This window comes from Plantactinospora sonchi (assembly GCF_036422035.1).
Taxonomy (GTDB): Bacteria; Actinomycetota; Actinomycetes; order Mycobacteriales; family Micromonosporaceae; genus Plantactinospora; species Plantactinospora sonchi.
This window is the reverse complement of the sequence record NZ_JAZGQK010000006.1, coordinates 493162-516003: the sequence shown is the minus strand read 5'-3', so window position 1 is coordinate 516003 and position 22842 is coordinate 493162. Positions and strand designations below refer to the sequence as shown.

Sequence of the window (22842 nt, the reverse complement as noted above, 5' to 3'; positions counted from 1 at the left end):
GCGGCTGGGGACGACCGCAGCCGGGGGCGGCGTCAGCTACCGGTCTCGACCGGTACGGCGTCCGCCGACTTGTCCGGGTTGGCCGGCTTGACCGAGCGGAGCAGTACCGTCGCCACGTCCACCACCTCGACCTGGTCGGTCGCGCCCTTGCCGTTGACCCCGTCGTTCAGCATTGTCGAGCAGAACGGGCAGCCGACCGCGATGGTCTGGGCACCGGTGGCGAGCGCCTCCTCGACCCGGTCGACGTTGATCCGCTTGCCGATCCGCTCCTCCATCCACATCCGGGCGCCGCCCGCGCCGCAGCAGAACGAGCGTTCCCGGTTGCGGGGCAGTTCGGTGATCCCGTCGGCGGCCGCCGCCCCGAGCACCTCGCGCGGCGGGGTGAAGACCCGGTTGTGCCGGCCGAGGTAACACGGGTCGTGGTAGGTCAGGGCACCGTCCACCGGCTGGACCGGGGTCAGCTTGCCGGTGGCCACCAGGTGGGCCAGCAGCTGGGTGTGGTGTACGACCTCGAAGTCGCCACCGAGCTGGCCGTACTCGTTGCCGAGGGTGTTGAAGCAGTGCGGGCAGGTGGCAACGATCTTGCGCTTGCCCGGCTCCCTGCCCTCGAACGCCTCGTTGAGGGTCTCGACGTTCTGCTGGGCCAGCATCTGGAAGAGGAACTCGTTGCCGATCCGCCGGGCCGGGTCACCGGTGCAGGTCTCGCCCTCGCCGAGGATGGCGAAGCTGACCCCGGCCTCGTGCAGCAGGGTCGCCACCGCCCGGGTGGTCTTCTTGGCCCGGTCCTCGAACGCGCCGGCGCAGCCGACCCAGAACAGGTACTCGAAGTCGTCGACCTCGCCGACCCGGGGCACCTCGAAGTCGAGCCCCTTGGTCCAGTCCTCCCGGGTGTTCGGCGGCGCGCCCCACGGGTTGCCCTTGTTCTCCAGGTTGCGCAGCATCACGCCGGCCTCGGCGGGGAAGCTGGACTCGATCAGCACCTGGTAGCGACGCATGTCGACGATGTGGTCGACGTGCTCGATGTCGACCGGGCACTGTTCGACGCAGGCTCCGCAGGTGGTGCAGGACCAGAGCACGTCCGGGTCGATCACACCGCCGTCTTCGGCCCCGCCGATCAGCGGCCGGTTCCCCTCGGCGAGCGCGAGGACGTCCAGGTGCGCGAGCTGCGCCTCGGTCGCCTTCTCCTCACCCGCCGCGTCCTTGCCGCCTCCGGCCAGCAGGTACGGCGCCTTGGCGTACGCGTGGTCGCGCAGCGACAGCACCAGCAGCTTCGGCGACAGCGGCTTGGCGGTGTTCCAGGCCGGGCACTGTGACTGGCACCGGCCGCACTCGGTGCAGGTGGTGAAGTCGAGCAGGCCCTTCCAGGTGAACTGCTCGACGTGCGCGACCCCGAACTGGTCTTTCTCCGGGTCGGCCTCCTCGAAGTCGAGTGGCTTGCCCTGGCTCATCATCGGGCGGAGCGCGCCGAGGCCGGAGCCGGCCCGGGCCGGCTCGCGCTTGAAGAAGATGTTGAAGAAGGCGGCGAAGCGGTGCCAGGCGACACCCATCGTGACGTTCAGCGCGATGACGATGACCCAGGTCATCGAGATGGCGATCTTGACCAGGGCGGTGACGCTGGTGCCGGCGTCCCAGGCCGGCAGCAGGCTGCCGACCGCGTGGCTGACCGGGGTGGCCCAGACCGGGAACTCGAAGTGGTCGGTGGCGACCTTGAAGCCCCGGATCAGGAACCCGCAGACCAGTACGGCGAGGACCACCGCCTCGACGAAGTAGCCCTGCCACATGGTCGAGCCGGTGAAGCGGGAGCGGCGTTCCGGGTTACCCGGCCGGTTGGCCAGCCGGATCGTGATCAGCACCAGGATGCCGACCAGGCCGAGTACGCCGATCAACTCGGTGACCAGGCCGTAGACCGTCCAGGAGCCGATCACGGGCAGTCCGCCGGTCGGGGTCACGACCTCGAAGTACGCCTCCAGGACCAGCAGGGAGAGCACCACGAAGGCGACCATCACGAACCAGTGCGCGGCGCCGACCACGCTCCAGCGCAGCATCCGGGTGTGGCCGAGCGTCTCGACCAGCATGTTCCGGGCCCGGATGCCACGGTCGGTGAAGCGCTCCGCGTCGGGCTGTCCCAGCCGGACCACCGCCACCATCCGGAGCACCGCGCGGGTCGCCAGCCACACCGCGACCGCGGTGACGGCGGCCGCGAGGACCGTGGTGACGATCTGGACGCTGCCCATGCGTTGCCCTCCCCGTCTGCTGCCTGACTCGTCCGCTGCCCTCGACGGACGGTGCATCGACCGTCGGCAGCGATGTGTGCAGCCTACGCGGGAAGGTTACTCGCCGGTAACGTGACCGTGGTCGCAGCCGACCCCATCGTCGCCTGCGCACACCTTAGGTCGGATCCCGGCGTGCGGGAACCGCGGTACCGCCGCCGGTGACCGACGCGGCATCGCCGCCCGCCACGGTCAGGTCTCCCGGGGTGGCCGCTCGCACCACCGCCTGGAAACGCCGCGCGTCGTCGTACCGCCGTCGGGCCCGCCCGTCGGGCCGCCTCCGGCTCCCCGGAAAGCGGCATCCGGGTGGGCTCAGCGCCAGCGGGACAGCAGACCCAGCGAACCGACCATCGCGCCGAAACCGATCGCAAGGTTCCAGTAACGCCAGGTGGCGACCGGGTACTCCATCTCAGAGAGGTAGAAAACGACCAGCCAGCCGATGCCGAAGACGATCAACGACACCGCGGTGACCGGCAACCAGACCGGGCTAGGCTTACGCGTCGCCGCCGTGGACGTCGGTCGTACGTCGGTCGGCGGCGTGTACACCTTCTTCTTACGGACCTGGGACTTGGGCACGGCGCTCTCCTGAGGGGGTGGTGATCCTCGTCCGGCCTACAACCGGACGCAAGGGCGACGGTCCATGGCCAATAATGTTCGACAGCTAGCGTAGTCGCGAGAACCCGTTCAGGCCACGGACCCCGGTCAGGTTGGGCACGGCGACTGAGTGTGCCGATAGTCGACCAGAGCCCTGCAGAGCGGGACATAATCGACCTAACGACTGTACCCGGAGGGAGGGTCGGTGGAGTACACATCCGGCGCCACCTCCTGGCAGAAAGCACTCCGTCGGGCCGTCGCCGCGCTGCTTCCCCGGCGGTCCACACCACGCCGGACCGGCTGGTCGATCGGGGTGCCGTTGATCGCCCTCGCCGCCGGACTGCTCTTCACCACCACCGCGACCACCGCCGGTGGCACCTCGCTGCGTGAGGACCGCCGCCCGAAGCTCGCCCAGCTCATCGAGGAACGCCGGGAGCAGGTCGCGGCGGGCCAGGAACGGGCTGCCGCCCTCCACGACGCCGTGGAGAGCCAGACGGCCGCCCTCGGCGGCTCGGACAGCAGGGTCAGAGCCCAGCAGGACCGCGCCGCGGCGACCCGGGAGGCGGCGGGATTCACCGCGCTGGCCGGCCCCGGCGTCAGCGTGGAACTCAACGACGCGCCCCAGCACAGTGACGGCAGCAAGCCGGCGGGTGCCAGCAACGACGATCTCGTCGTGCACCAGAGCGACGTACAGGCCGTGGTCAACGCGCTCTGGGCCGGTGGCGCCGAGGCTGTGGCGATCATGAATGTCCGCATCCTCTCCACCAGCGCGGTACGCTGCGTCGGAAACACCCTGCTGCTGCACGGCCGGGTGTACTCGCCGCCCTTCCTGATCACCGCCATCGGCGACCCGGCCGCCCTGCAACGGGCCCTCGCCGCCTCCGAGGGGGTCCGGTCGTTCAAGGACGCCGTTGACCACTACCAACTCGGCTACCGGGAGACCGTGGAGCCGAAATTGACCGTACCCGCGTACGACGGTCCTGGCGGGCTGCGGTCCGCGAAGGTCATTCCGGAGTGAGCCCCATGCCTGGCGACCCGAATCCGGCGCGGAACGGTCGGCACCGCGCCTCGAACCAAGACGACCAGACGATGATCATCCCTCGCCCGTCGGACAGCTCTCGGTCGGACTCCGAGGACACCATCGGGCTGCCGTCCGGCGGCCAGGGGCAGTGGCCGACCGAGGCGGAGCCGGCAACCCGCCAGGGTGGCAACGGTCCGCCGGGCGGCGCGGATCCGACCGCGTTCCCGACCGGACCGCGCCCCCGCGACACTCCCGACCGGGCCTCCTGGCCGCCCCCCTCCCCGGCAGCCCGGGCCGACCGCCAACAGACCTCACCGGCCCCCCGGCCCGACCATCAGCAGGCGGCCCGGGCCGACCACCAGCAGACCTCCCCGGTCGCGCGAGCCGACCACCAACAGGCGGCCCGGACCGACCACCAGCAGCCGCCCCGGAGCGCCGGCCCGGACAACTGGGCGCCGCACCGGGCCACCGGCCCGGACAGCCGGCCCCCGAGCGCCACCGTGGGCTACGACCACCGGACCACGCCCGGCGGCCGGCCTACCGACCGGGACCCGGGCCCCACCGGCGGCGCGGGCCACCGAAACCCGTCCGGTGCCTACCCGGACGGTCCCCGCCAGGACAGTTGGGATCCCGCCCCCGACCACGCCCGCTGGGAAGCGGCCCGCGCGGCCGGCCCCGACCGCGACCCGTGGCAGTCCACGGCACCGACCGGTGCCGACCGTTGGCCGCCCGCCGCCGGTCCGGAGTGGCGCCAGCCGGAGCCGAGGAGCAGTACCGCCACGCCCGGCCCGGAACCGACGGACAACCACGGACGCGCCTTCCACGACCCACGGTCGGAGCCGGCCGCCGCCGACAAGCGCGCGGTCACCGGTCCGACCGTCGACAGTCCCACCACCTTCATCCCGAAGATCCCGGCGGCCCCGCGCTCCGACCCGGCGGCCACCGCGTTGATCCCCACCGTGTCGGGCCGATCCGGCGGGAGCGCCGGTCCGCCCGCCTCGCCGCGTGCCCCCCGGGAGGACATCGAGGCGACCGCGCTCATCGGCGCCATCCCACCCAAGCCCGCGGCCAGTGACGAGTCGGACGACAAGGCCGAGCCAGCGGAGGCCGACCGGCGGCCGCGCCGTGGTGAGCGGGTCGTCCAACTCCGGCCGGAGCAGACCGGCGAGGGGTACCGGAGCGTCTACTCCGAACTGACCCGTCCCACCCTCGGATCACGGATCCGCACCGGCATCCGGGCCACCGGCGAACTGTTGATCACCTTCGGCCTGGTCGTGCTCCTCTTCGCGGCGTACGAGGTCTGGGGCAAGTCGACCATCGTCAACGCCCACCAGGACGACCTGAACCAGGAGCTGGCCCAGCAGTGGGCGGAGCCGGACCCGACCGTCGGTCCGACCCCCAACGCGACCCCCTCGCCGACCAAGCCGGTCCAGGGCAAGCCGATCGCCGGGCTCTACATTCCGAAGTTCGACAAGGAGTGGGTCGTGGTCGAGGGCGTCACCCAGAAGGACATCCGGTACGCGCCCGGCCACTACCCGAAGAGCGCCCTGCCCGGACAGCGCGGCAACTTCTCCGTCGCCGGCCACCGCAACCGTGCCACCTTCTGGCGCCTCGACGAGCTGCGCAACGGCGACCCGATCGTGGTCGAGTCCAAGAACGCCTGGTACGTCTACCACGTCTCCCAGACCCGGATCGTCAAGCCGTCCCAGGTGGAGGTCGTCGCGCCGGTGCCCGGCCGGCCCGGGGCGAAGCCGACGAAGGCGATGCTGACCCTGACCACCTGCAATCCCAAGTTCGACAACTACCAGCGGCTGATCGTCCACGCCGAGCTCGTCCGGACCGATCCCAAGACGCCGGGCAGCCCACGCCCGGCCGAGTTGGGCGGCTGATCCGTCATGTACGCCTGGATCTGGCGACGGCTGCCGTTCGGCCTGCCGGGGAAGCTCCTCGGCTCACTCCTGATCACCGCGAGCCTGCTCGCCCTGCTCTGGTACGTCGTCTTCCCGTGGGCCGAGCCGCTGCTACCGTTCGACGACGTGCAGGTCGAGTCCGGCGTACCCGGGGACGACCCGGCCGGCGGCGACCCGGGGGTCGAGGGGGAGCAGGAGATCCCCGGCGACGAGCACGAGATCCCGTACGACACGGAACAGAACAACACCCCACCGCCCAGTCCCACCAGGTAGGCCCGATGCGCGTCCTCGTGATCGACAACTACGACTCGTTCGTCTTCAACCTCGTGCAGTACCTCGGCCAGCTCGGCGCCGACTGCGAGGTACGACGCAACGACGAGATCAGCGTCGCCGAGGTGGGCCGGCTCGACGTGGCCGGGATCCTGCTCTCGCCCGGCCCCGGGGCACCGGACCGGGCCGGGATCTGCCTCGACGTGATCCACGAGTACGCCGGCAAGCTGCCGATCTTCGGCGTCTGCCTGGGTCACCAGGCGATCGGTGCCGCGTTCGGCGGTACCGTCACCCGGGCACCGGAGCTGCTGCACGGCAAGACGTCCGAGGTCCGGCACCGGGGCGACGGCGTACTCGCCGGCCTGCCGGATCCGTTCACCGCGACCCGCTACCACTCGCTCGCCGTACCGTCGGAGACGTTGCCGTCGGAGATCGAGGTCACCGGCTGGACCGAGTCCGGGGTGGTGATGGCGATGCGCCACCGCTCCCTGCCGATCGAGGGTGTGCAGTTCCATCCCGAGTCGGTGCTGACCGAGGGCGGCCATCTGCTGCTGGCCAACTGGCTGGCCGGGTGTGGTCTGCCCGCCGCCCTGGACCGGGCGCCGGCGCTGGCCGCCGAGGTCGACGCCCGGCGCCGGGCGGCCTTCGCCACCAGCTGACCGACCTGACCCGCCGACTCACCCGACGGACCGCACGGCGGCACGAAACGACGGCTGCCCCGCGAGGAGCCGATCGCCCTGTCCGCCGCCTGTCCGGACGGCCGGGCCGGGTCACGACCCCGAGCCCGGACGGCCGGGCCAGGTCACCGGCGGGCGACGGCAGCCGGGAGCGGACAGCGGCGGGCCGGACCAGACAGACGACAGCGGCCGGGCCGGAGACCCGGCCCGGCCGTATCGTCAGCGGTTACGCGGTGTGGAGATCGGCGGCGGCAGGATCCCGCCGCCGGTGCCTGTCCCGTCCGTGGGGGTGGGCGTCGGAGTCGTCGGCGGCGGGTTCTCGGGAACCTCCTGCCCGGGCACCGTGACGGTGAGGGTGATGGTCGTGCCCCGCTTCGTCGGCCTGGTGTGGCTCTGCCGCTGGACCTCCGGAGTGTCGTCCGGGCCGACCTCGTCGCCGTCGACCAGCCGGGACGGGAAGCCCGCCTCCCGCAGCCGGTTCTGCGCCGCGTCCGGGGAGAGCCCGACCACGTTCGGCACCTCGACGATGTTGCCCCGGGACACCTCGACGGTGACCTCGCTGCCCGGCTTCACCTCCTTGCCGGACTCCGGACTGATCTTGACGACCTGTCCCTCGGGCGCCTCACTGTCGACGTCCTTGCGATCGATCTTCAGGCCGGCCTCCTTCAGCCGGGCCTCCACGGACTCGTACTGTCCGCCGACCAGCCCGGCCGGAACCGACACCGTGCCCGGACCGGCGCAGACCACGATCTCGACCGTCGACGCCTCGGCGACCTTGCCGCCCGCATCCGGGTTCTGCCTGGTGACCTGGCCCACCTCGCAGTCGTCGCCGGTGTCCGGCTGGCCGTCCTGGACCTTGAACCCGAGCTGCTCCAACTGGCGTGCGGCGACCTCACGGGTGGAGCCGACCACGTCCGGCACCTGCACCGTCGTCGGGGTCTCCCGCAGGTACAGGGCGGCGACCAGGGCGATCACCGCCAGTACACCGAGGGCGCTCAGGGTCGCCAGCACCCAGGCGGAGGCCCGGCGTCGCCGGGCGTCGCCGACCCGGGCCGCCGGCGGCATCGGTCGGCTCCCGCCCGAGACCGGGCGGCCCGTCGGCTGCTGCGCCATCCGGACCGTCTCGTCCTCGCGCATCACCGGGGTGGCCATCACCGGGCGGCCCGCCGCCGCGCGGAGCAGATCCGCCCGCATCTCGGCGGCGCTCTGGTAACGGTTGAGCGGGTTCTTCGACAGCGCCTTCAGCACGATCGCGTCGATCGGCGGGGTCACGTCCGGGTTGATGTCGCTCGGTGCCGGCGGGTCCTCCCGGACGTGCTGGTAGGCGACGCTGACCGGGCTGTCCCCGACAAACGGCGGATGGCCACAGAGCAGCTCGAACAGCACACAACCGGCGGCGTAGACGTCGGAACGGGCGTCGACCGCCTCGCCCCGGGCCTGCTCCGGGGAGAGGTACTGGGCGGTCCCGATCACCGCGCTGGTCTGCGTCATGGTGGTCGCCCCGCTGGCCAGCGCCCGGGCGATACCGAAGTCCATGACCTTGACCTGGCCGGTCTGGGTCATCATGACGTTTCCGGGCTTGATGTCCCGGTGGATGATGTTGTGCCGGTGGCTGAACTCCAGGGCGGCGCAGACGTCGGCGGTGATCTCCAGCGCCCGGCGGGGCATCAGCCGTCCCTCGGCGGCGAGCACCTCCTTGAGCGTCCGACCGTTGACGAACTCCATGACGATGAACGGCAGGGTCTCGCCGGTCGGGCCGATCTCCTCACCGGTGTCGTAGACCGCGACGATCGCCGGGTGGTTCAGCGACGCGGCGTTCTGCGCCTCCCGGCGGAACCGCATCTGGAATGTGTCGTCGCGGGCGAGATCGGTACGAAGCATCTTGATCGCGACATCGCGGCCGAGCCGAAGGTCACGACCACGGTGCACCTCGGCCATGCCGCCGTACCCGAGCAGCTCGCCGACCTGGTACCTGCCACCCAGCAGGCGGGCCTGCGCCGTCATCTCGTGTCTCGTCCTTCGCTCGTCTCGTCACCCGGCCAGGGATTTCCGACCCGCTCCACCTGACGGTACGGCGCGTTTCCCGAATCGTCGCGTCCGCTTACCGACCAGGATTCCGCCGTCGCCACGCCCGTCCCCGCCATCCCGCCAGTCAACTGTCCCTGTCTCCACTGATAGGCAATCACGCCCGAACAGATCAACACCAACAGGCCCAGTACGACGAAGAGCACAATCAGCAACGAGCGGTTTCCGGAGGGTGTGGTCGACGTCGGGCCGACCGGCCTCACCGGGTAGGAGTAGGAGGCTTCCGCCCGAGGTCGGGGCGGCTGCGGCACGGCCGCGGCGCCCCGGTTGTAGCCGGCCTGACCGGGCACCGCACCGGCCGGCGGGCGGGGAGCCGGCACCGCCGGGTGCGGCGGAGCGGCCGGTGAGTGCGGCGGGACGACCGGTGAGTGCGGCGCGACGGCCGGCGGGAAGGTCGGTGTCACCCGGGCACTGTGACCGGAGGCGACCCGGGGCGCGGGCGGGGTCGAGACCGGACCCCGCGGCGGCACCGGCGGACCCGGCTGGTGCGGGGGCACCGGGACGGCGACGGCCGGCCGGGCGGGCTGGCTGGACGTACCGATGGTGGCGGCCGCCTGCCGGGAGACCGCGGCCAGCTCGGCGGCGCTCTGCCAACGGGTCGTCGGGTCCTTCGCCATCGACCGCTCGACGATCGCCCGGACCGCCGGCGGGATGTCACCGGGTAGCGGCCGAGGGTGGTCCCGGACGTGCTTCATGGCGATCTCGATGGGGGTGTTGCCCTCGAACGGGCGCCGGCCGGCGAGGCACTGGTACGCCACCACGCCGAGCGCGTACACGTCGGAGGCGGGGGTGGCGACCGCGCCGGCCGCCTGCTCCGGCGAGATGTACGACGCGGTGCCGAGTACCGAGCCGGCGGCGGTGAGCTGGCCGACCATGTCCGAGCGGGCGATGCCGAAGTCGGTGAGCACCAGCGTGCCGTTCGGCCGGACCAGCAGGTTGCCGGGCTTCACGTCCCGGTGCACGATCCCCTTGTCGTGGGCGGCCTGCAGCGCGTCGGCGGCCTGCGCGACGAGTGCCATCGTCCGGGCCGGGGTGAGCCGGCCGACCCGGCTCAACGTCCGGGACAGCGCGTCGCCCTCGACGTACTCCATCACCAGGAAGGCGACCTGCTGGTCGCTGCCGTAGTCGTAGACGTCGACCACCCCGGGGTGGTTGATGGTCGCCATGGTGCGCGCCTCGCCCCGGAACCGTTCGGCGAAGCCTGGTTCGTCGAGCAGCGCCGGCAGCAGGATCTTGACCGCCACGGTACGGCCGAGCACCTCGTCGGTGCCCCGCCACACGTCGCCCATGCCGCCACCGGCGATCCGCTCGTCGAGGCGGTAGCGGTTGCCGAGCAGCACCCCGGGCTTGAGCATGTCACCGGCCTCCCCGGTCGGCGATGACAGCGCGCATGATCTCGCCGCTGATCCGCGCCGCCTCGCCACTGCCACCGGGGCCGGCGGCCTCCAGGAAGACACAGACGGCGGAGATCGGCTCGCCCTTGTCGTTCAACGCGAAGCCGATGAACCAGCCGTGGTCGGGGGTGTTGCCGCCGTTCTCGGCGGTGCCGGTCTTGCCGCCGACCCGGTAGCCGCTGATCCGGGCGTTCGTGCCGGTGCCGTTCTGGACCACGCTGACCATCATGTTCTGCAGCGTGCGGGCCACGTCGGCGCCGACCGGCTGGCGCAACTGCTTCGGCGCCGCCTTGTAGTACTTCGTGGTGCGGTCCGGACCGAGCAGCTGGTCCACCAGGTACGGCCGCATCTGCTGGCCGTTGTTGGCCACCGCGGCCGCGATCATCGCCCCTTCGAGCGGGGTCATCCGGACGTTGTTCTGCCCGATCGAGGACTGGGCGACCGAGGGCGGGTCGTCCTGGCCGCCGGGGGCCTGCATGTCCCCGGTACGGCTGGGCGCGACGGACTGACCGCCCTCGTTCAGCCGGCCGACCGCGAGTTCCTCGTCCTCGAAACCGAACTTCCGGGCCTCGTCCTTGATCACCTGCGAGCCGAGCTTGACGCCGAGCTTGGCGAACCCGGTGTTGCAGGATTCGGTGAGCGCCTGGTTCAGCGTCACCTCGGCCTCCGGGCAGATGCTCGGCACCGCGTTCTTGATCGGCACACCGCCGGTCGGCGGCTGGTAGCTGGAGCCGGCCGGGATGTCCGTGTCCGGGGTGTAGCCGTTCTCCAGGGCCGCCGCCGCCATGATGACCTTCATGGTCGAGCCGGGCGGGAAGACCTCGGAGAGCGCCCGGTTCTTCAGCGGGCCGTCCTCGTCCGCCAGCAGCTTGTCGTACGCCGCCTGGGCCTTCTGGACGTTGTGGTCGACCAGTTGGTTGGGGTCGAAGCTCGGCATCGAGACCAGCGCCTGGAGCGCCCCGGTGCGCGGGTCGATCGCCACCGCCGCCCCCTTGGTCGCACCGACCCGGTTGTCCGCCATCTGCTTGAAGGCGGCCTCCTGGGCCCGGGGCGAGAGGGTGAGCAGTACGTCGCCACCGGCGGTCTGCTTGCCGGTGAACAGGTCTCGCAGCCGGTCGGCGAAGAGCTGGTCGCTGGTGCCGGAGAGGAACTCGTTCTCGCTGTCCTCAATTCCGGTGTCGCCGAGGTTGACGGGCTTGTAGCCGAGCACGTGGGCGTAGGTCTCGCCCTTCGGGTACGTCCGGAGGAACTTCAGCGTCCCGTCGGTCTCCCTGCTGGTCGCCAGCGGGGTGCCGGCCGCCTCGATGATGCCGCGCTTGCGCTGGTACTCGGCGACCTGGACGCGGCCGTTGTAGTCACTGTTGCGGTATTCGTCGGCCTTGAGGGCCTGCACGTAGTTCAGGTTGACGAAGAGCAGGCCGAACAGGACCATCACCACGACGCCTACCCGGCGCAGGGGCGCGTTCACGGTCGGATCACCTCCGTTGGGGCGCCGTGCAACTGGACCGGCGGTCCGGCGGGTGCCCCGCTCTGCCGTGGCGCGCCGCCGGACTCCACCGGTCGGCGGGCCGCGTCGGAGATCCGCAGCAGCGTCGCGATGAGCAGCCAGTTCGCCATCAGCGACGATCCACCGGCGGAGAGGAACGGGGTGGTCTGACCGGTGAGCGGAATGAGCTTGCTGATCCCGCCGACGATGACGAAGACCTGCAGGCCCAGGGTGAAGGAGAGCCCGCCGGCGAGCAGCTTGCCGAACGAGTCCCGGACCGCCAGCGCGGCCCGCAGACCCCGCTGGACGACCAGCAGGTAGATCACCAGCAACGCGGAGAGACCGAAGAGGCCGATCTCCTCGCCCATGCCGGCGAAGATGAAGTCGTTGTGCACCTCGGGCACCAGGTCCGGCTGTCCACCGCCCGGCCCGGCGCCGAACAGGCCGCCGGTACCGAGCCCGAGCAGCCCCTGCACCAGTTGGTAGCCGGAGTCGTGCGGGTCGGCGAACGGATCGAGCCAGATCTCGGCCCGGAGGTAGAAGTTCGCGAACGGCCCGCCGACGGTGCTGCCGAGGAAGTAGGCGAGGAACGCGCCGCCGAAGAAGAGGAGCAGACCGATGATCAGCCAGCTGACCCGCTCGGTGGCGATGTACAGGGTGACCACGAACATGCCGAAGTAGAGCAGCGAGGTACCGAGGTCCTTCTCGAAGATCAGGACCAGCAGGCTGACCGCCCAGACCACCAGCACCGGGCCGAGGTCACGGCCGCGCGGGAAGTCGATGCCGAGGAAGCGCCGGCTGGCCAGCGACAGCACCTCGCGCTTGCGGACCAGGTAGTACGCGAAGAAGACCAGCAGCGCCAGCTTGGCGAACTCACCGGGCTGGATCTGGCCGAGCCCGGGGACGATGACCCACAGCTTGGCGCCGTTGATCTCGGAGAACCTGCGCGGCAGCACCGCCGGCAGCATCACCAGGACGATACCGGCGAGTCCCAGCGTGTACGCGTACCGGGAGATCGCCCGATGGTCGCGCATCAGCACCAGCAGTACGGCGGCGAGCACCACCGCGGCCAGGGTCCAGGCGAGCTGCCGGCCGCCGACACCGGCGAAGATCGGGAAATCGGCCCGGTCCTGCGGCGGGAGCTCGGGGTCGACCAGGTCGAGCCGCCGCAGGAAGGCCCCGCCGAGCCCGTTGAGCAGGGCGACCGCCGGCACCAGCACCGGATCGGCGTACGGTGCCCGCCACCGGACCACCACGTGCAGGGCGAGGAACACCGCCGTGAGTGCGGCGGTGGGCACCCAGAAGTCGAGTGTCACCGTCTGGAGCAGGGTCGCCTCGACCGTCGCCGCGTACGCCAGCACCAACGCCATCGCGAAGAACAGCAGCGCCAGTTCGGCGTTGCGCCTGGACGACGTGAACCGGACGCGCGGCATCTCGCCCGTGGGTGCGGGCGTGGCTACCGATCCAGGCGGGGCGGTCACGATGATTCCCTCGGATCGTCGGAGCTGACGCTCACTCGATCGACCGGCACTCCGCCGGATCGGTGACCGGCGGAAGCGGATCGGACGGTGGCGCGTCGGGTGAGTCCGCCGGGGTGGCGGAGGCCCGCACGGATTTGCCGGGGGTGGGGGTCGGGCTGCCGGGCCGTGGCGACGACGAGGCGGAGGCGCTCGGCGTGGCGGAGGCGCCCGGCGTGGCGGAGGCGCCCGGCGTGGCGGAGGCGCCCGGCGCGGGGGTCGGCGGGCAGATCGGCTTCAGGTTGGGGTTGCTTCCGTCGTCGTTGGTCAGCTCGGCGAGCCGACGTTCGGCGTCCGGCGCGTCCTTCGCCACGATGCCCTGCCTGACCTGCTCCTGCGCGGCGGCGGTCAGGTCGTCGAGTTCGGTGGCGCTGAGCCGGTGCACGGTGTTGAGTTCGAGGCCGGCGATCCGCCCCTGCACGCCCTGGAAGACCGCGAGCTGACCGTCGTCGGTGGCTCCGACGTAGTACTGCCGCTGGGTGTAGGTCCAGCCGCCCCACAGGCCGCCGCCCACGATCGCGAGCAGCGCGACCACCAGCAGCGCGGTCCTCAGCGGCCGTCGGCGGGGCCGGTCGTGCTCCTCGTCGTTGTCGGCGGCGTTGTCGGCCTCGGTCTGTTCCGGGCTGGGCGGACGGGGCGGGGAGAGCGCCGAGGCGCGGGCGGCCGGGGTGGAGCTGTCGGCCGAGGTGGCCATGCCCCGGTCCCGGGACGCGGCGCCGCCGACGATCGGTGCCGCTTCCAGGATGTCCTGGTCGCTGGCGTCGGCGATGATCACGGTGATGTTGTCCGGACCGCCGCCGCGGAGCGCGAGCTGGACCAGCCGCTCGACGCACTGCTGGGGGTCGGGGTACTCCCGCAGGGTGTCGCCGATCGTCTCGGCGCTGACCACTCCGGAGAGACCGTCGCTGCAGATCAGGTAGCGGTCACCGGTGAGGACCTGGCGGACGGAGTACTCGGGGTCGATGTCCCGACCGTCCAGTGCCCGGGTGAGCAGCGAACGCTGCGGGTGGCTGCTCGCCTCCTCCAGGCTGATCCGGCCCTCGTCGACCAGCATCTGGACGTACGTGTCGTCCTTGGTGATCTGGTTGAACTCGCCGTCCCGGAGCAGGTAGGCGCGCGAGTCGCCGATGTGCACCATGCCGATCTTGGTGCCCGAGAAGAGCAGGGCGGTCAGCGTGGTGCCCATGCCCTCCAGGTGCGGATTGGCGTCCACGGTGTCGCGCAACTGTTGGTTGGCGGTGTCCACGGCCGAACGCAGCGCGTCGACGAGGGCGTCACCAGGGACGTCCTCGTCGAGCGGAGCCATGGCACCGATGACGATGTTGCTGGCGACGTCACCGGCGGCCATCCCGCCCATGCCATCGGCGACGGCGAGAAGCCGTGGCCCGGCATAGACGGAATCCTGATTGCCGTCTCGGATCAGCCCACGGTCGCTGTGCGCCGCATAACGCAGGGTCAGAGTCATGGCCGTAATTCGAGTGAAGTGCGGCCGATCCGGATCGGCACGCCGAGGGGGACGGGGGTAGGTCCGGTGACCTTAGCGCGATCGAGGTAGGTCCCGTTAGTCGAACCGAGATCTTCTACGTACCACTGCCCGGCCCGGGGCACGAGTCGGGCGTGCCGGGCGGAGGCGTAGTCGTCGGTGATCACCAGGGTCGAGTCCTCCGCTCGACCGATGGTGATCTGAGCTTCACCGAGGGTTATCCGGGTGCCGGCCAACTGCCCCGCGGTGACGACCAACTGATGCGCCGCCCGCCCCCGCTTGACCTTCGCCGGTTTGCTCTGCCCGAGCGAGGCCCCCACCCCACGCGGCGCGGCGACGAGGCGGCTGGACCGCGCTCCGGCGAACAGGTCTCGACGGATCACGCCGACCACGGTGAATACGAAGATCCACAGCAGGACGATGAATCCGATTCTGGCGACGGTCAGAACGAATGGGGGCAAGGTTTCAACCGTCCACGCGGAACGTCAGGGTGGTCGTACCGAGCTGGATCATGTCCCCGGGGTTGAGCGCGACGGCGGAGACCCGCTGCCCGTTCACCATCGTCCCGTTGGTCGAACCGAGATCGGTCAGGACCACCTGGGCGCCGTCGAAGTCGAGCCGCGCGTGCCGACGGGAGATCCCGACGTCGGGCAGCCGGAGGTTGGCCTGGTCGCCCCGGCCGATCACCGTCGAGCCCATCTGCAGCGGGTACGTCCGACCGTCGCCGGAGACCAGCCGGATGTTGCGCCCACCCTGACCGTGCCCGGGCGGCGGGCCGTAGCCACCACCCTGGTCGTAGGGCGGGTAGGCGGGCTGACCGGGCGCGTCGTACGGGGACTGGTGCACCGGCGCCACGTCGCCGCCGGTGTAGACCTCGGCGGTGACCCGGAACATGCCGGTGTCGAGGCCGTCGCCGCGCTCGATCTCGACGATGACGTCGCCGTAGACCGTCCACGCCTGCTCGCCGATGAACTCCGCCTGCGACTGCGCCAGCTCCTGGGCGAGTGCGGCGGCGTACGGCGCCAATCGGCTGTGGTCGTACGGTGAGAGATCGATCACGTAGCGGTTCGGGACGAGAGTGCGCCCGCCAGCGAGGATCGCCTTGTGCGCCTCGGCCTCCCGCTGCATCGCGTTGAGGATCTCGACGGGGTGCACGACCCCTTTGAACACCTTTGCGAAGGCCCCCTCGACCAGGCCCTCCAGACGCTTCTCAAAGCGTTGCAGCACGCTCACCGGCTCCTCCTCGGGTTCCGAGGACATGATGGTATCCGGCCGCCGCACGTACAGCTCGTACGCCGCTCGGCCGCCTGCAGCCGGCCTCTCCTCAGGGGCCGGGTCTGGTCGTGCTACTCTTCCATCCGCCGCGAGCGGTAACGCCCGTGGCGGCAGTAGGGACAGCGTAGTATGTCCCGGCACATGCCGAAGAGTGGGCTCCGGACAGATCGTTATAGTCCTGTGGCGCGCTCGAGGTTGGGCCGGTTTGATCAGAGCCGCTCGGCAGGGCTAGGGTCGGCAGGGCTCACGCCTCGCAAGGGGAAGTGGCGGAATGGCAGACGCGCACGGTTCAGGTCCGTGTGCCCGAAAGGGCGTGGGGGTTCAACTCCCCCCTTCCCCACCGCTGGAGGGGCTCCGTGGTAACACGGGGCCCCTTCTTCATATCGGGGCAAAGCCGGCACCGCGCTATGCTCCGGTGGTTTCCGACCCTCAGAGCAGGAGTGACGTGTGAGTGTCGCGTTGGTGACCGGATCCGGAGGCCTGATCGGATCCGAGGCGGTCCGGCACTTCGCCGGGCTCGGTCTGGACGTGGTCGGTATCGACAACGACATGCGCCGGCAGTTCTTCGGCGCCGAGGCGTCGACCGCCTGGAACGTGCTACGGCTCACCAGTGACCTCGGTGACGCGTACACCCATCACGACGCCGACATCCGGGACCGGGACGCGCTGGCGGCGATCTTCAAGCGGTACGGCCGGGACGTCGCCGTGGTGGTGCACACCGCCGCGCAGCCGTCGCACGACTGGGCGCTGCGCGACCCGTTCACCGACTTCGACGTGAACGCGGGCGGCACGCTCAACGTCCTGCAGAACGTCCGGGAGCACTGCATCGACGCCCCGGTCATCCACTGCTCGACCAACAAGGTCTACGGCGACCGGCCGAACAGCCTGCCGCTGGTCGAGCAGGAGACCCGGTGGGAGCTCTCCGTCGACCACCCGTACTTCGACGGCATCAAGGAGGACATGTCGATCGACGCCTCCCTGCACTCGGTCTTCGGCGCCTCCAAGGTCGCCGCCGACATCATGGTGCAGGAGTACGGGCGCTACTTCGGCATGAAGACCGCCTGCTTCCGGGGCGGCACGCTGACCGGTCCGGCGCACTCCGCCACCGAGCTGCACGGCTTCCTCGGGTACGTGATGCGGGCCAACATGGAGCGCCGGACGTACAAGATCTTCGGTTACCAGGGCAAGCAGGTCCGGGACGCCATCCACAGCCACGACGTGGTCGCCGCCTTCGAGGCGTTCTTCCGCAACCCGCGCTCGGCCGCGGTCTACAACCTCGGCGGCGGCCGGCACTCCAACACCTCGATGCGGGAGGCGTTCACGCTGGCCGAGCGGATCACCGGGCAGGAGATGGTCACCGAGTACGTCGAGGCGAACCGGGTCGGCGACCACCAGTGGTGGATCGGCTCCAACGCCGCCTTCCAGGCCGACTACCCGGACTGGAAGCAGGTGTACGACGTGCCGATGATCCTGCAGGAGATCTACGAGGCCAACGTCGACAAGTGGGTGCCGCAGTCGTGACCGGGAACCACGAGCGTATTCAGGAGACGGCGTGATCTCGCGGGGCAAGCGCAACATCCTCGGCGTACTGGTCGACGCGATCGACTACGAGGCGGCGACCGAGCAGGTGGTGGCCGCCGGCCGGGAACGCCGGTCGTTGGCGCTGACCGCGCTCGCCGTGCACGGGGTGATGACCGGGGTGCTGGATCCGGCGCACAACGCCCGGCTCAACTCCTTCGACGTGGTGACCCCGGACGGGCAGCCGGTCCGCTGGGCGCTCAACCTGCTGCACCGCGCCGCCCTGGCCGAGCGGGTCTACGGCCCGGACCTGACGCTGAGTGTGCTGGCCCGGTTCGCCGACGAGGGCATGCCGGTCTACCTGTACGGCTCCACCGACGCCACACTCGCCCGGCTGGTGCCGGAGCTGGAGCGGATGTTCCCGGCGCTGAAGATCGCCGGGGTGGAGTCGTCGAAGTTCCGCCCGGTGCGACCCGGTGAGGACGCGGAGATCGCCGACCGGATCCGCGCCTCCGGCGCGCGGCTGGTCCTGGTCGGGCTCGGTTGCCCGCGCCAGGAGGTCTTCACGTACGCCATGCGACCGCTGCTCGACATGCCGCTGATGGCGGTCGGTGCCGCCTTCGACTACCACGCCGGCCTGCTCCGCAAGCCGCCACCGTGGATGCAGCGGGTCGGCCTGGAGTGGCTGTGGCGGTTCGGTCTGGAGCCGAAGCGGCTCTTCCACCGCTACATGGTGCTGAACCCGGCGTACGTCGGACGGCTGACCGCGCAGAAACTCGGCTGGTGGAAGGCGACCCCGCCGCCGCCGGCGACCGAGCGCCCGGCCAGCTTCGCGGTCTGACCCGAAGCCCCGGCCCACACCTTTCGCCGGACGCCGCGTCGCAGGAGAACATCTCCGGACGCGGCGTCCCGCTGTTTCCCGGTGTCCCGACCGCTCGGCGCCGGCTGAGCCGACGACGGACGACCCGATCCTCCGGTTCCTCCGACGGCCGGCCCGCCTCTATCGTTTGGGCAAGCGCTTTCCTATGCTGTTGCGATGATGAGGATCGACCAGGAGCTGACCCCCGCCGCGCTGTTACCCAGGATCGACCGACTGTGGGAGGCCTCCGCACAGAAGATCGACTCGATCGAGCAGAGCGGCCCGCCCGGCTCACCGTCCCCGGTGTTCACCGTGGAGGGCCGGTACACCGCGCGCGGCTGGACCGAGTGGACCCAGGGCTTCCAGTACGGTTCGGCGCTCCTGCAGTACGACGCGACCGGTGACCAGCGCTTCCTCGACCTCGGCCGGGAGCGGACCGTGGCGGTGATGGCCAGCCACGTCAGCCACATCGGGGTACACGACCACGGGTTCAACAACGTCAGCACGTACGGCAACCTGTGGCGGCTGATGCGGGAAGGGCGGATCCCCACCGACCACGCCGAGCGGGACTTCTACGAGTTGGCGCTGAAGGTGAGCGGGGCGGTCCAGGCCAGCCGCTGGCGGACCACCTCGGACGGGACCGGCTACATCTACTCGTTCAACGGTCCACAGTCGCTCTTCGTCGACACCATCCGGTCCTGCCGGGCGCTCGCCGTGGCCCACCAGCTCGGCCACGTGCTGATGGGCGAACGGGACGAGCGGATCTCGCTGCTCGGCCGACTCGTCGAGCACGCCCGCAACACCGCCCGGTGGAACGTCTTCTACGGCGACGGGCGGGACAGCTACGACGTACCCGGGCGGACCGCGCACGAGTCGATCTTCAACGTGAACGACGGCAGCTACCGGTGCCCGAGCACCCAGCAGGGCTACTCGCCGTTCAGCACCTGGACCCGGGGCCTCACCTGGGCCATGCTCGGCTTCCCGGAGCAGCTGGAGTTCGTCGCCACCCTGCCGGACGCCGAGTTGGACCCGTACGGCGGACGGGCCGAGGTCGAGGCGATGCTGCTCCGCGCCGCCACCGCCACCTGCGACTTCTACCTGGAACACAGCCCGGTCGACGGGGTGCCGTACTGGGACACCGGCGCACCGGGGCTGGCCCGGCTCGGCGACTACCTGGACCGCCCGGCCGACCCGTACAACGGTCACGAGCCGGTGGACTCGTCGGCGGCGGCGATCGGGGCGCAGGGGCTGCTCCGGTTGGGCCGGTACCTGGCCGGGGCCGGCCGGACCGAGGACGGCGCACGGTACTGGCAGGCCGGACTGACCGTCGCGGCCACCCTCTTCGACGAGCCGTACCTGAGCACCGACCCCGGGCACCAGGGACTGATCCTGCACTCGGTCTACCACCGCCCGAACGGCTGGGACCACGTACCGGCCGGGCAGCGGGTACCGAACGGCGAGTCCAGCATGTGGGGCGACTACCACGCCCGGGAGCTGGCGCTCTATCTGCAGCGGGTGGCGCGGGACGAGCCGTACCTGACCTTCTTCGGCGCGACCGAGCCGGCCCCCGCCCTCAGCGCCGCCGGAGCCCCGGCATGACCGGCCCGGGGACCAGCGTGAGCGGCCCCGGCGTCGGACCGGCCGGGCGGCCGGCCGCCGTCGTCACCGGCGGGTCGCGCGGCATCGGTCGCGGGATCGTGCTGGCCCTGGCCCGCGCCGGGTACGACGTGGTCGTCAACTACGCCAGCAACGCGGAGGCGGCGGCCGAGGTCGGCAAGGAGGTCGAGGCGCTCGGCGGCCGGGCCCACCTGGTCCGGGCCGACGTCTCCGTCGAGGCCGACCGGCGGCACCTGATCGACGAGGCGACCGCCGCCTACGGTCGACTCGACCTGCTGGTCAGCAACGCCGGGGTGGCCCCGAACGTCCGGGCCGACCTGCTGGAGGCCGGCGAGGAGTCGTTCGACCGGCTAATCGGGATCAACCTCAAGGGACCGTACTTCCTGATCCAGCTCGCCGCGCGGACCATGATCGCGCAGCAGGAGGCCGGCCGGGTCGAACGGCCGAAGATCGTCATCATCTCGTCGATCAGCGCCTACACCGCCAGCGTCAACCGGGGCGACTACTGCGTGGCGAAGGCCGGGCTGGCGATGACCGCGCAGCTCTACGCCGCCCGGCTGGCCGAGCACGGGATCAACGTGTACGAGGTCCGGCCCGGCATCATCGAGACCGACATGACCGGCCCGGTCAAGGCCCGGTACGACGACCTCATCCTCAACCAGGGGCTGACCCCGATCCGGCGCTGGGGTCAGCCGGACGACGTCGGACGGGCCGTGGTGGCGGTCGCCACCGACCTGCTGCCGTTCAGCACCGGCCAGGTGATCGACGTGGACGGCGGCTTCCACCTCCGCACGCTCTGACCCCCGCCTGAGGTGTTAGGAAGGGCCCCTTCCTATACAAGAAGCGATAAGAAGGGGCCCTTCCTTACACGCTCGTCAGAGCGTGAGGCTCCAGGAGTTGATGTAGCCGGTGTCACCGGAGTAGACGTCCCGGACCTGCAACCGCCAGGTGCCGTTCGCCGCCTCCGAGGAGAGGTTGCCGGTGTACGTGGTGTTGATGTTGTCCGCACCGTCGCCGAGGCTGCTGTTCTTCAGCCGGTACGCGGTGCCGTCCGGCGCGACCAGGTCGATGACCAGGTCACCCCGGTAGGTGTGCACGATGTTCACCCCGACCTGCGACGACGACGAGGCGTTCCGGTTGCAGCCGGCGATGGTGATGCTGCTGCCCACCGTGGCGCCGGTGTCCGGGATCGACACGTCGGTGCCGTTGCTGCCCGAGCAGCCGCCGCCGGTCCCGGTCACGGTCAGGGTGAAGGTGGCGGTCCGGCTCGCCGACGCGCCGGCCCCGGTGACCGTCACCGGGTACGTACCGGCCGGGGTGCCGGCCGAGGTGGCGATGGTCAGCGTCGACGACCCGCCCGAGGTGACCGTGGCCGGGTTGAACGTGGCGGTGGCGCCGGACGGCAGACCGCTCGCCGACAGGCTCACCGACTGGGCCGAGCCGGCGGTGGTCGCCGTCGACACCGTCGCCGTGACCGATCCGCCCGGCGCGGCCGACCCGGAGGTCGGGGAGACCGAGACCGAGAAGTCGTTGGTCGGCGGCGGGGTGCCGTCGTTGACCACGTACAGCAGCCGGTTCGGGGTACCGGTGCCGACGTTGGTCACCACGTCCGGGGTGGCGTTGTTCACCAGGTGGTCCCGGACCTGTTGCGGGCTCCAGCTCGGGTTCGCCGAGAGCACCAGTGCGGCGGCGCCGGCCACGTGCGGCGACGCCATCGACGTACCGCTGATCGTGTTGGTCGCGCTGTTGCCGGTGTACCAGGCGGAGGTGATGCTGACCCCCGGCGCCAGGATGTCGACGCAGGTACCGAAGTTGGAGAAGCTCGCCGCCGCGTCGTTGCTCTGGGTCGCGCCGACGGTGATCGCGTTCGGTACCCGGGCCGGCGAGTAGTTGCAGGCGTTCTGCCGCACACCGAGGGTGTTGCCGTTGCCGGCCGCGACCACGTAGGTGATGCCCGCGTTGATCGAGTTGTTCACCGCGTTGTCGATCGCGGTGTTGGCGCCACCGCCGAGGCTCATGTTCGCCACCGCCGGGCGTACCGCGTTCGCGGTGACCCAGTCGATGCCACCCACGACCTGGGCGTTCGTGCCGCTGCCGGAGCAGTTCAGCACCCGTACGCCGTAGATCCTGGCACCCTTCGCCACCCCGTACGACGTACCGGCGACCGTGCCGGCGACGTGCGTGCCGTGGCCGTTGCAGTCGTCGGCCGAACCGCCGTCGACCGCGTCGTACCCGCTGACCGCCCGACCGCCGAAGTCGTTGTGGTTGAAGTTGATCCCGGTGTCGATGACGTACGTGTTCACGTTGCTGGCGGTGGTCGGATAGGTGTACGAGCTGTTCAGCGGCAGGTTCCGCTGGTCGATCCGGTCCAGCCCCCAGGAGGGCGGGTTCGGCTGGGTGGCCATGGTGTGCACGGTGTGGTTCTGCTCGACGTACGCCACACTCTCCTCGGCCGCGATCCGGGCCGCCGCCTTCGCCGAGGCGGTGACCTCGAAGCCGCGCAGCGCGGCGGAGTAGGTGCGCGCCACCGCCCCACCGTGCCTACCGGCCAGGCCGCGGGCCGCCGTCCCCACGTTGCTCCGGCTGACCGAACTGTCCTTGAACACCACGATGTAACTGTCCGGAACGGCCGTGGCCCCACCCGCACTACGGATGACGCCCTCCGGTTCGGCCGCTACGGCCGGGGTGGCCACCATGGCGAGCATGGCCAGTGTTGTTGCTCCGACGACGACGGACCTACGCGGGAGATTCATCTCCCTCCTCCCTCCGATCGGCACGGACCGTCCACCCCGCTCGTGGTGGGGGAATCAGCGAGCCGATCGTGCTGAGGTTAAGCGGCCGCGCCAGATAGCGGCAGATGTCGAAT

General features: G+C 70.8%; 18 protein-coding genes and 1 tRNA gene. 9 read left to right on the top strand and 10 right to left on the bottom strand.

The window, feature by feature from the left end:
- Positions 1–32: 32 nt before the first annotated feature.
- Together V1633_RS08760 and V1633_RS08755 are read right to left on the bottom strand one after the other, a co-directional pair.
- Positions 33–2234: a (Fe-S)-binding protein gene (locus V1633_RS08760; RefSeq protein ID WP_331213678.1), complete on the bottom strand. Its 2202-nt coding sequence runs from the start codon at positions 2232–2234 to the stop codon at positions 33–35.
- A 348-nt stretch (positions 2235–2582) separates the two neighbouring features.
- On the bottom strand, positions 2583–2846 hold the full coding sequence (locus V1633_RS08755; RefSeq protein ID WP_331213677.1) for a cell division protein CrgA: 264 nt from the start codon (positions 2844–2846) through the stop codon (positions 2583–2585).
- Between the two features lie 223 nt (positions 2847–3069).
- Between V1633_RS08755 and V1633_RS08750 the strand changes: the two genes are divergently transcribed.
- From V1633_RS08750 to V1633_RS08735, 4 genes are all read left to right on the top strand, one after another.
- Entirely contained in the window at positions 3070–3882 is an 813-nt protein-coding gene (locus V1633_RS08750) for a DUF881 domain-containing protein (RefSeq protein ID WP_331213676.1), read from the top strand.
- A gap of 71 nt (positions 3883–3953) precedes the next feature.
- Entirely contained in the window at positions 3954–5774 is a 1821-nt protein-coding gene (locus tag V1633_RS08745) for a class E sortase (protein ID WP_331213675.1), read from the top strand.
- 6 nt (positions 5775–5780) lie between these two features.
- Positions 5781–6068 (top strand): hypothetical protein, encoded by a 288-nt coding sequence (locus tag V1633_RS08740; RefSeq protein ID WP_331213674.1) that lies wholly within the window; start codon positions 5781–5783, stop codon positions 6066–6068.
- Positions 6069–6073: 5 nt separating this feature from the next.
- Positions 6074–6724: an aminodeoxychorismate/anthranilate synthase component II gene (locus V1633_RS08735; protein WP_331213673.1), complete on the top strand. Its 651-nt coding sequence runs from the start codon at positions 6074–6076 to the stop codon at positions 6722–6724.
- 237 nt (positions 6725–6961) lie between these two features.
- On the opposite strand, the gene pknB is transcribed toward V1633_RS08735, so the two are convergent.
- The 7 genes from pknB to V1633_RS08700 form a co-directional block, all read right to left on the bottom strand.
- A complete protein-coding gene (gene pknB, locus V1633_RS08730) occupies positions 6962–8746 on the bottom strand; it encodes a Stk1 family PASTA domain-containing Ser/Thr kinase (RefSeq protein ID WP_331213672.1) in 1785 nt (594 codons plus the stop codon).
- Positions 8743–10182 (bottom strand): serine/threonine-protein kinase, encoded by a 1440-nt coding sequence (locus V1633_RS08725; protein ID WP_331213671.1) that lies wholly within the window; start codon positions 10180–10182, stop codon positions 8743–8745. The genes pknB and V1633_RS08725 overlap by 4 nt, the downstream gene beginning before the upstream one ends.
- Before the next feature lies 1 nt (position 10183).
- A complete protein-coding gene (locus V1633_RS08720) occupies positions 10184–11689 on the bottom strand; it encodes a peptidoglycan D,D-transpeptidase FtsI family protein (protein WP_331213670.1) in 1506 nt (501 codons plus the stop codon).
- Positions 11686–13140 (bottom strand): FtsW/RodA/SpoVE family cell cycle protein, encoded by a 1455-nt coding sequence (locus tag V1633_RS08715; protein ID WP_331213669.1) that lies wholly within the window; start codon positions 13138–13140, stop codon positions 11686–11688. The genes V1633_RS08720 and V1633_RS08715 overlap by 4 nt, the downstream gene beginning before the upstream one ends.
- A 79-nt stretch (positions 13141–13219) precedes the next feature.
- Positions 13220–14689, bottom strand: a complete 1470-nt coding sequence (locus V1633_RS08710) for a PP2C family protein-serine/threonine phosphatase (RefSeq protein WP_331213668.1) — start codon at positions 14687–14689, stop codon at positions 13220–13222.
- On the bottom strand, positions 14686–15168 hold the full coding sequence (locus V1633_RS08705) for an FHA domain-containing protein FhaB/FipA (protein WP_331213667.1): 483 nt from the start codon (positions 15166–15168) through the stop codon (positions 14686–14688). Before V1633_RS08705 ends, V1633_RS08710 begins: the two co-directional genes overlap by 4 nt.
- A gap of 4 nt (positions 15169–15172) precedes the next feature.
- Positions 15173–15967, bottom strand: a complete 795-nt coding sequence (locus V1633_RS08700; protein ID WP_331213666.1) for a DUF3662 and FHA domain-containing protein — start codon at positions 15965–15967, stop codon at positions 15173–15175.
- Between the two features lie 272 nt (positions 15968–16239).
- Between V1633_RS08700 and V1633_RS08695 the strand changes: the two genes are divergently transcribed.
- The 5 genes from V1633_RS08695 to V1633_RS08675 all read left to right on the top strand — a co-directional run bounded on the left by V1633_RS08695 (position 16240) and on the right by V1633_RS08675 (position 20776).
- Positions 16240–16322 (top strand) — tRNA-Leu (locus V1633_RS08695).
- A 107-nt stretch (positions 16323–16429) separates the two neighbouring features.
- Complete coding sequence (locus V1633_RS08690; RefSeq protein ID WP_331213665.1) at positions 16430–17503, top strand: NAD-dependent epimerase/dehydratase family protein; 1074 nt, start codon at positions 16430–16432, stop codon at positions 17501–17503.
- Positions 17504–17534: 31 nt separating this feature from the next.
- Positions 17535–18341: a WecB/TagA/CpsF family glycosyltransferase gene (locus V1633_RS08685; RefSeq protein WP_331213664.1), complete on the top strand. Its 807-nt coding sequence runs from the start codon at positions 17535–17537 to the stop codon at positions 18339–18341.
- A 195-nt stretch (positions 18342–18536) separates the two neighbouring features.
- Positions 18537–19958 carry a hypothetical protein gene (locus tag V1633_RS08680; protein ID WP_331213663.1) on the top strand — a complete coding sequence of 474 codons (1422 nt, stop codon included), beginning with the start codon at positions 18537–18539 and terminating at the stop codon, positions 19956–19958.
- On the top strand, positions 19955–20776 hold the full coding sequence (locus tag V1633_RS08675) for a 3-ketoacyl-ACP reductase (RefSeq protein ID WP_331213662.1): 822 nt from the start codon (positions 19955–19957) through the stop codon (positions 20774–20776). Before V1633_RS08680 ends, V1633_RS08675 begins: the two co-directional genes overlap by 4 nt.
- Before the next feature lie 75 nt (positions 20777–20851).
- Here V1633_RS08675 and V1633_RS08670 read toward each other — a convergent pair whose 3' ends face one another.
- A complete protein-coding gene (locus V1633_RS08670; protein WP_331213661.1) occupies positions 20852–22729 on the bottom strand; it encodes a S8 family peptidase in 1878 nt (625 codons plus the stop codon).
- Between the last annotated feature and the right edge of the window lie 113 nt (positions 22730–22842).

What these genes read in the sequence shown, in the direction of transcription:
- V1633_RS08700 (WP_331213666.1), bottom strand. Translation starts at nt 15,967, where the DNA reads ATGTCCTCGGAACCCGAGGAGGAGCCGGTGAGCGTGCTGCAACGCTTT.
- V1633_RS08675 (WP_331213662.1), top strand. Translation starts at nt 19,955, where the DNA reads ATGACCGGCCCGGGGACCAGCGTGAGCGGCCCCGGCGTCGGACCGGCC.
- V1633_RS08670 (WP_331213661.1), bottom strand. Translation starts at nt 22,729, where the DNA reads ATGAATCTCCCGCGTAGGTCCGTCGTCGTCGGAGCAACAACACTGGCC.
- V1633_RS08680 (WP_331213663.1), top strand. Translation starts at nt 18,537, where the DNA reads ATGATGAGGATCGACCAGGAGCTGACCCCCGCCGCGCTGTTACCCAGG.
- V1633_RS08735 (WP_331213673.1), top strand. Translation starts at nt 6,074, where the DNA reads ATGCGCGTCCTCGTGATCGACAACTACGACTCGTTCGTCTTCAACCTC.
- V1633_RS08760 (WP_331213678.1), bottom strand. Translation starts at nt 2,234, where the DNA reads ATGGGCAGCGTCCAGATCGTCACCACGGTCCTCGCGGCCGCCGTCACC.
- pknB (WP_331213672.1), bottom strand. Translation starts at nt 8,746, where the DNA reads ATGACGGCGCAGGCCCGCCTGCTGGGTGGCAGGTACCAGGTCGGCGAG.
- V1633_RS08745 (WP_331213675.1), top strand. Translation starts at nt 3,954, where the DNA reads ATGATCATCCCTCGCCCGTCGGACAGCTCTCGGTCGGACTCCGAGGAC.
- V1633_RS08740 (WP_331213674.1), top strand. Translation starts at nt 5,781, where the DNA reads ATGTACGCCTGGATCTGGCGACGGCTGCCGTTCGGCCTGCCGGGGAAG.
- V1633_RS08715 (WP_331213669.1), bottom strand. Translation starts at nt 13,140, where the DNA reads ATGCCGCGCGTCCGGTTCACGTCGTCCAGGCGCAACGCCGAACTGGCG.
- V1633_RS08725 (WP_331213671.1), bottom strand. Translation starts at nt 10,182, where the DNA reads ATGCTCAAGCCCGGGGTGCTGCTCGGCAACCGCTACCGCCTCGACGAG.
- V1633_RS08710 (WP_331213668.1), bottom strand. Translation starts at nt 14,689, where the DNA reads ATGACTCTGACCCTGCGTTATGCGGCGCACAGCGACCGTGGGCTGATC.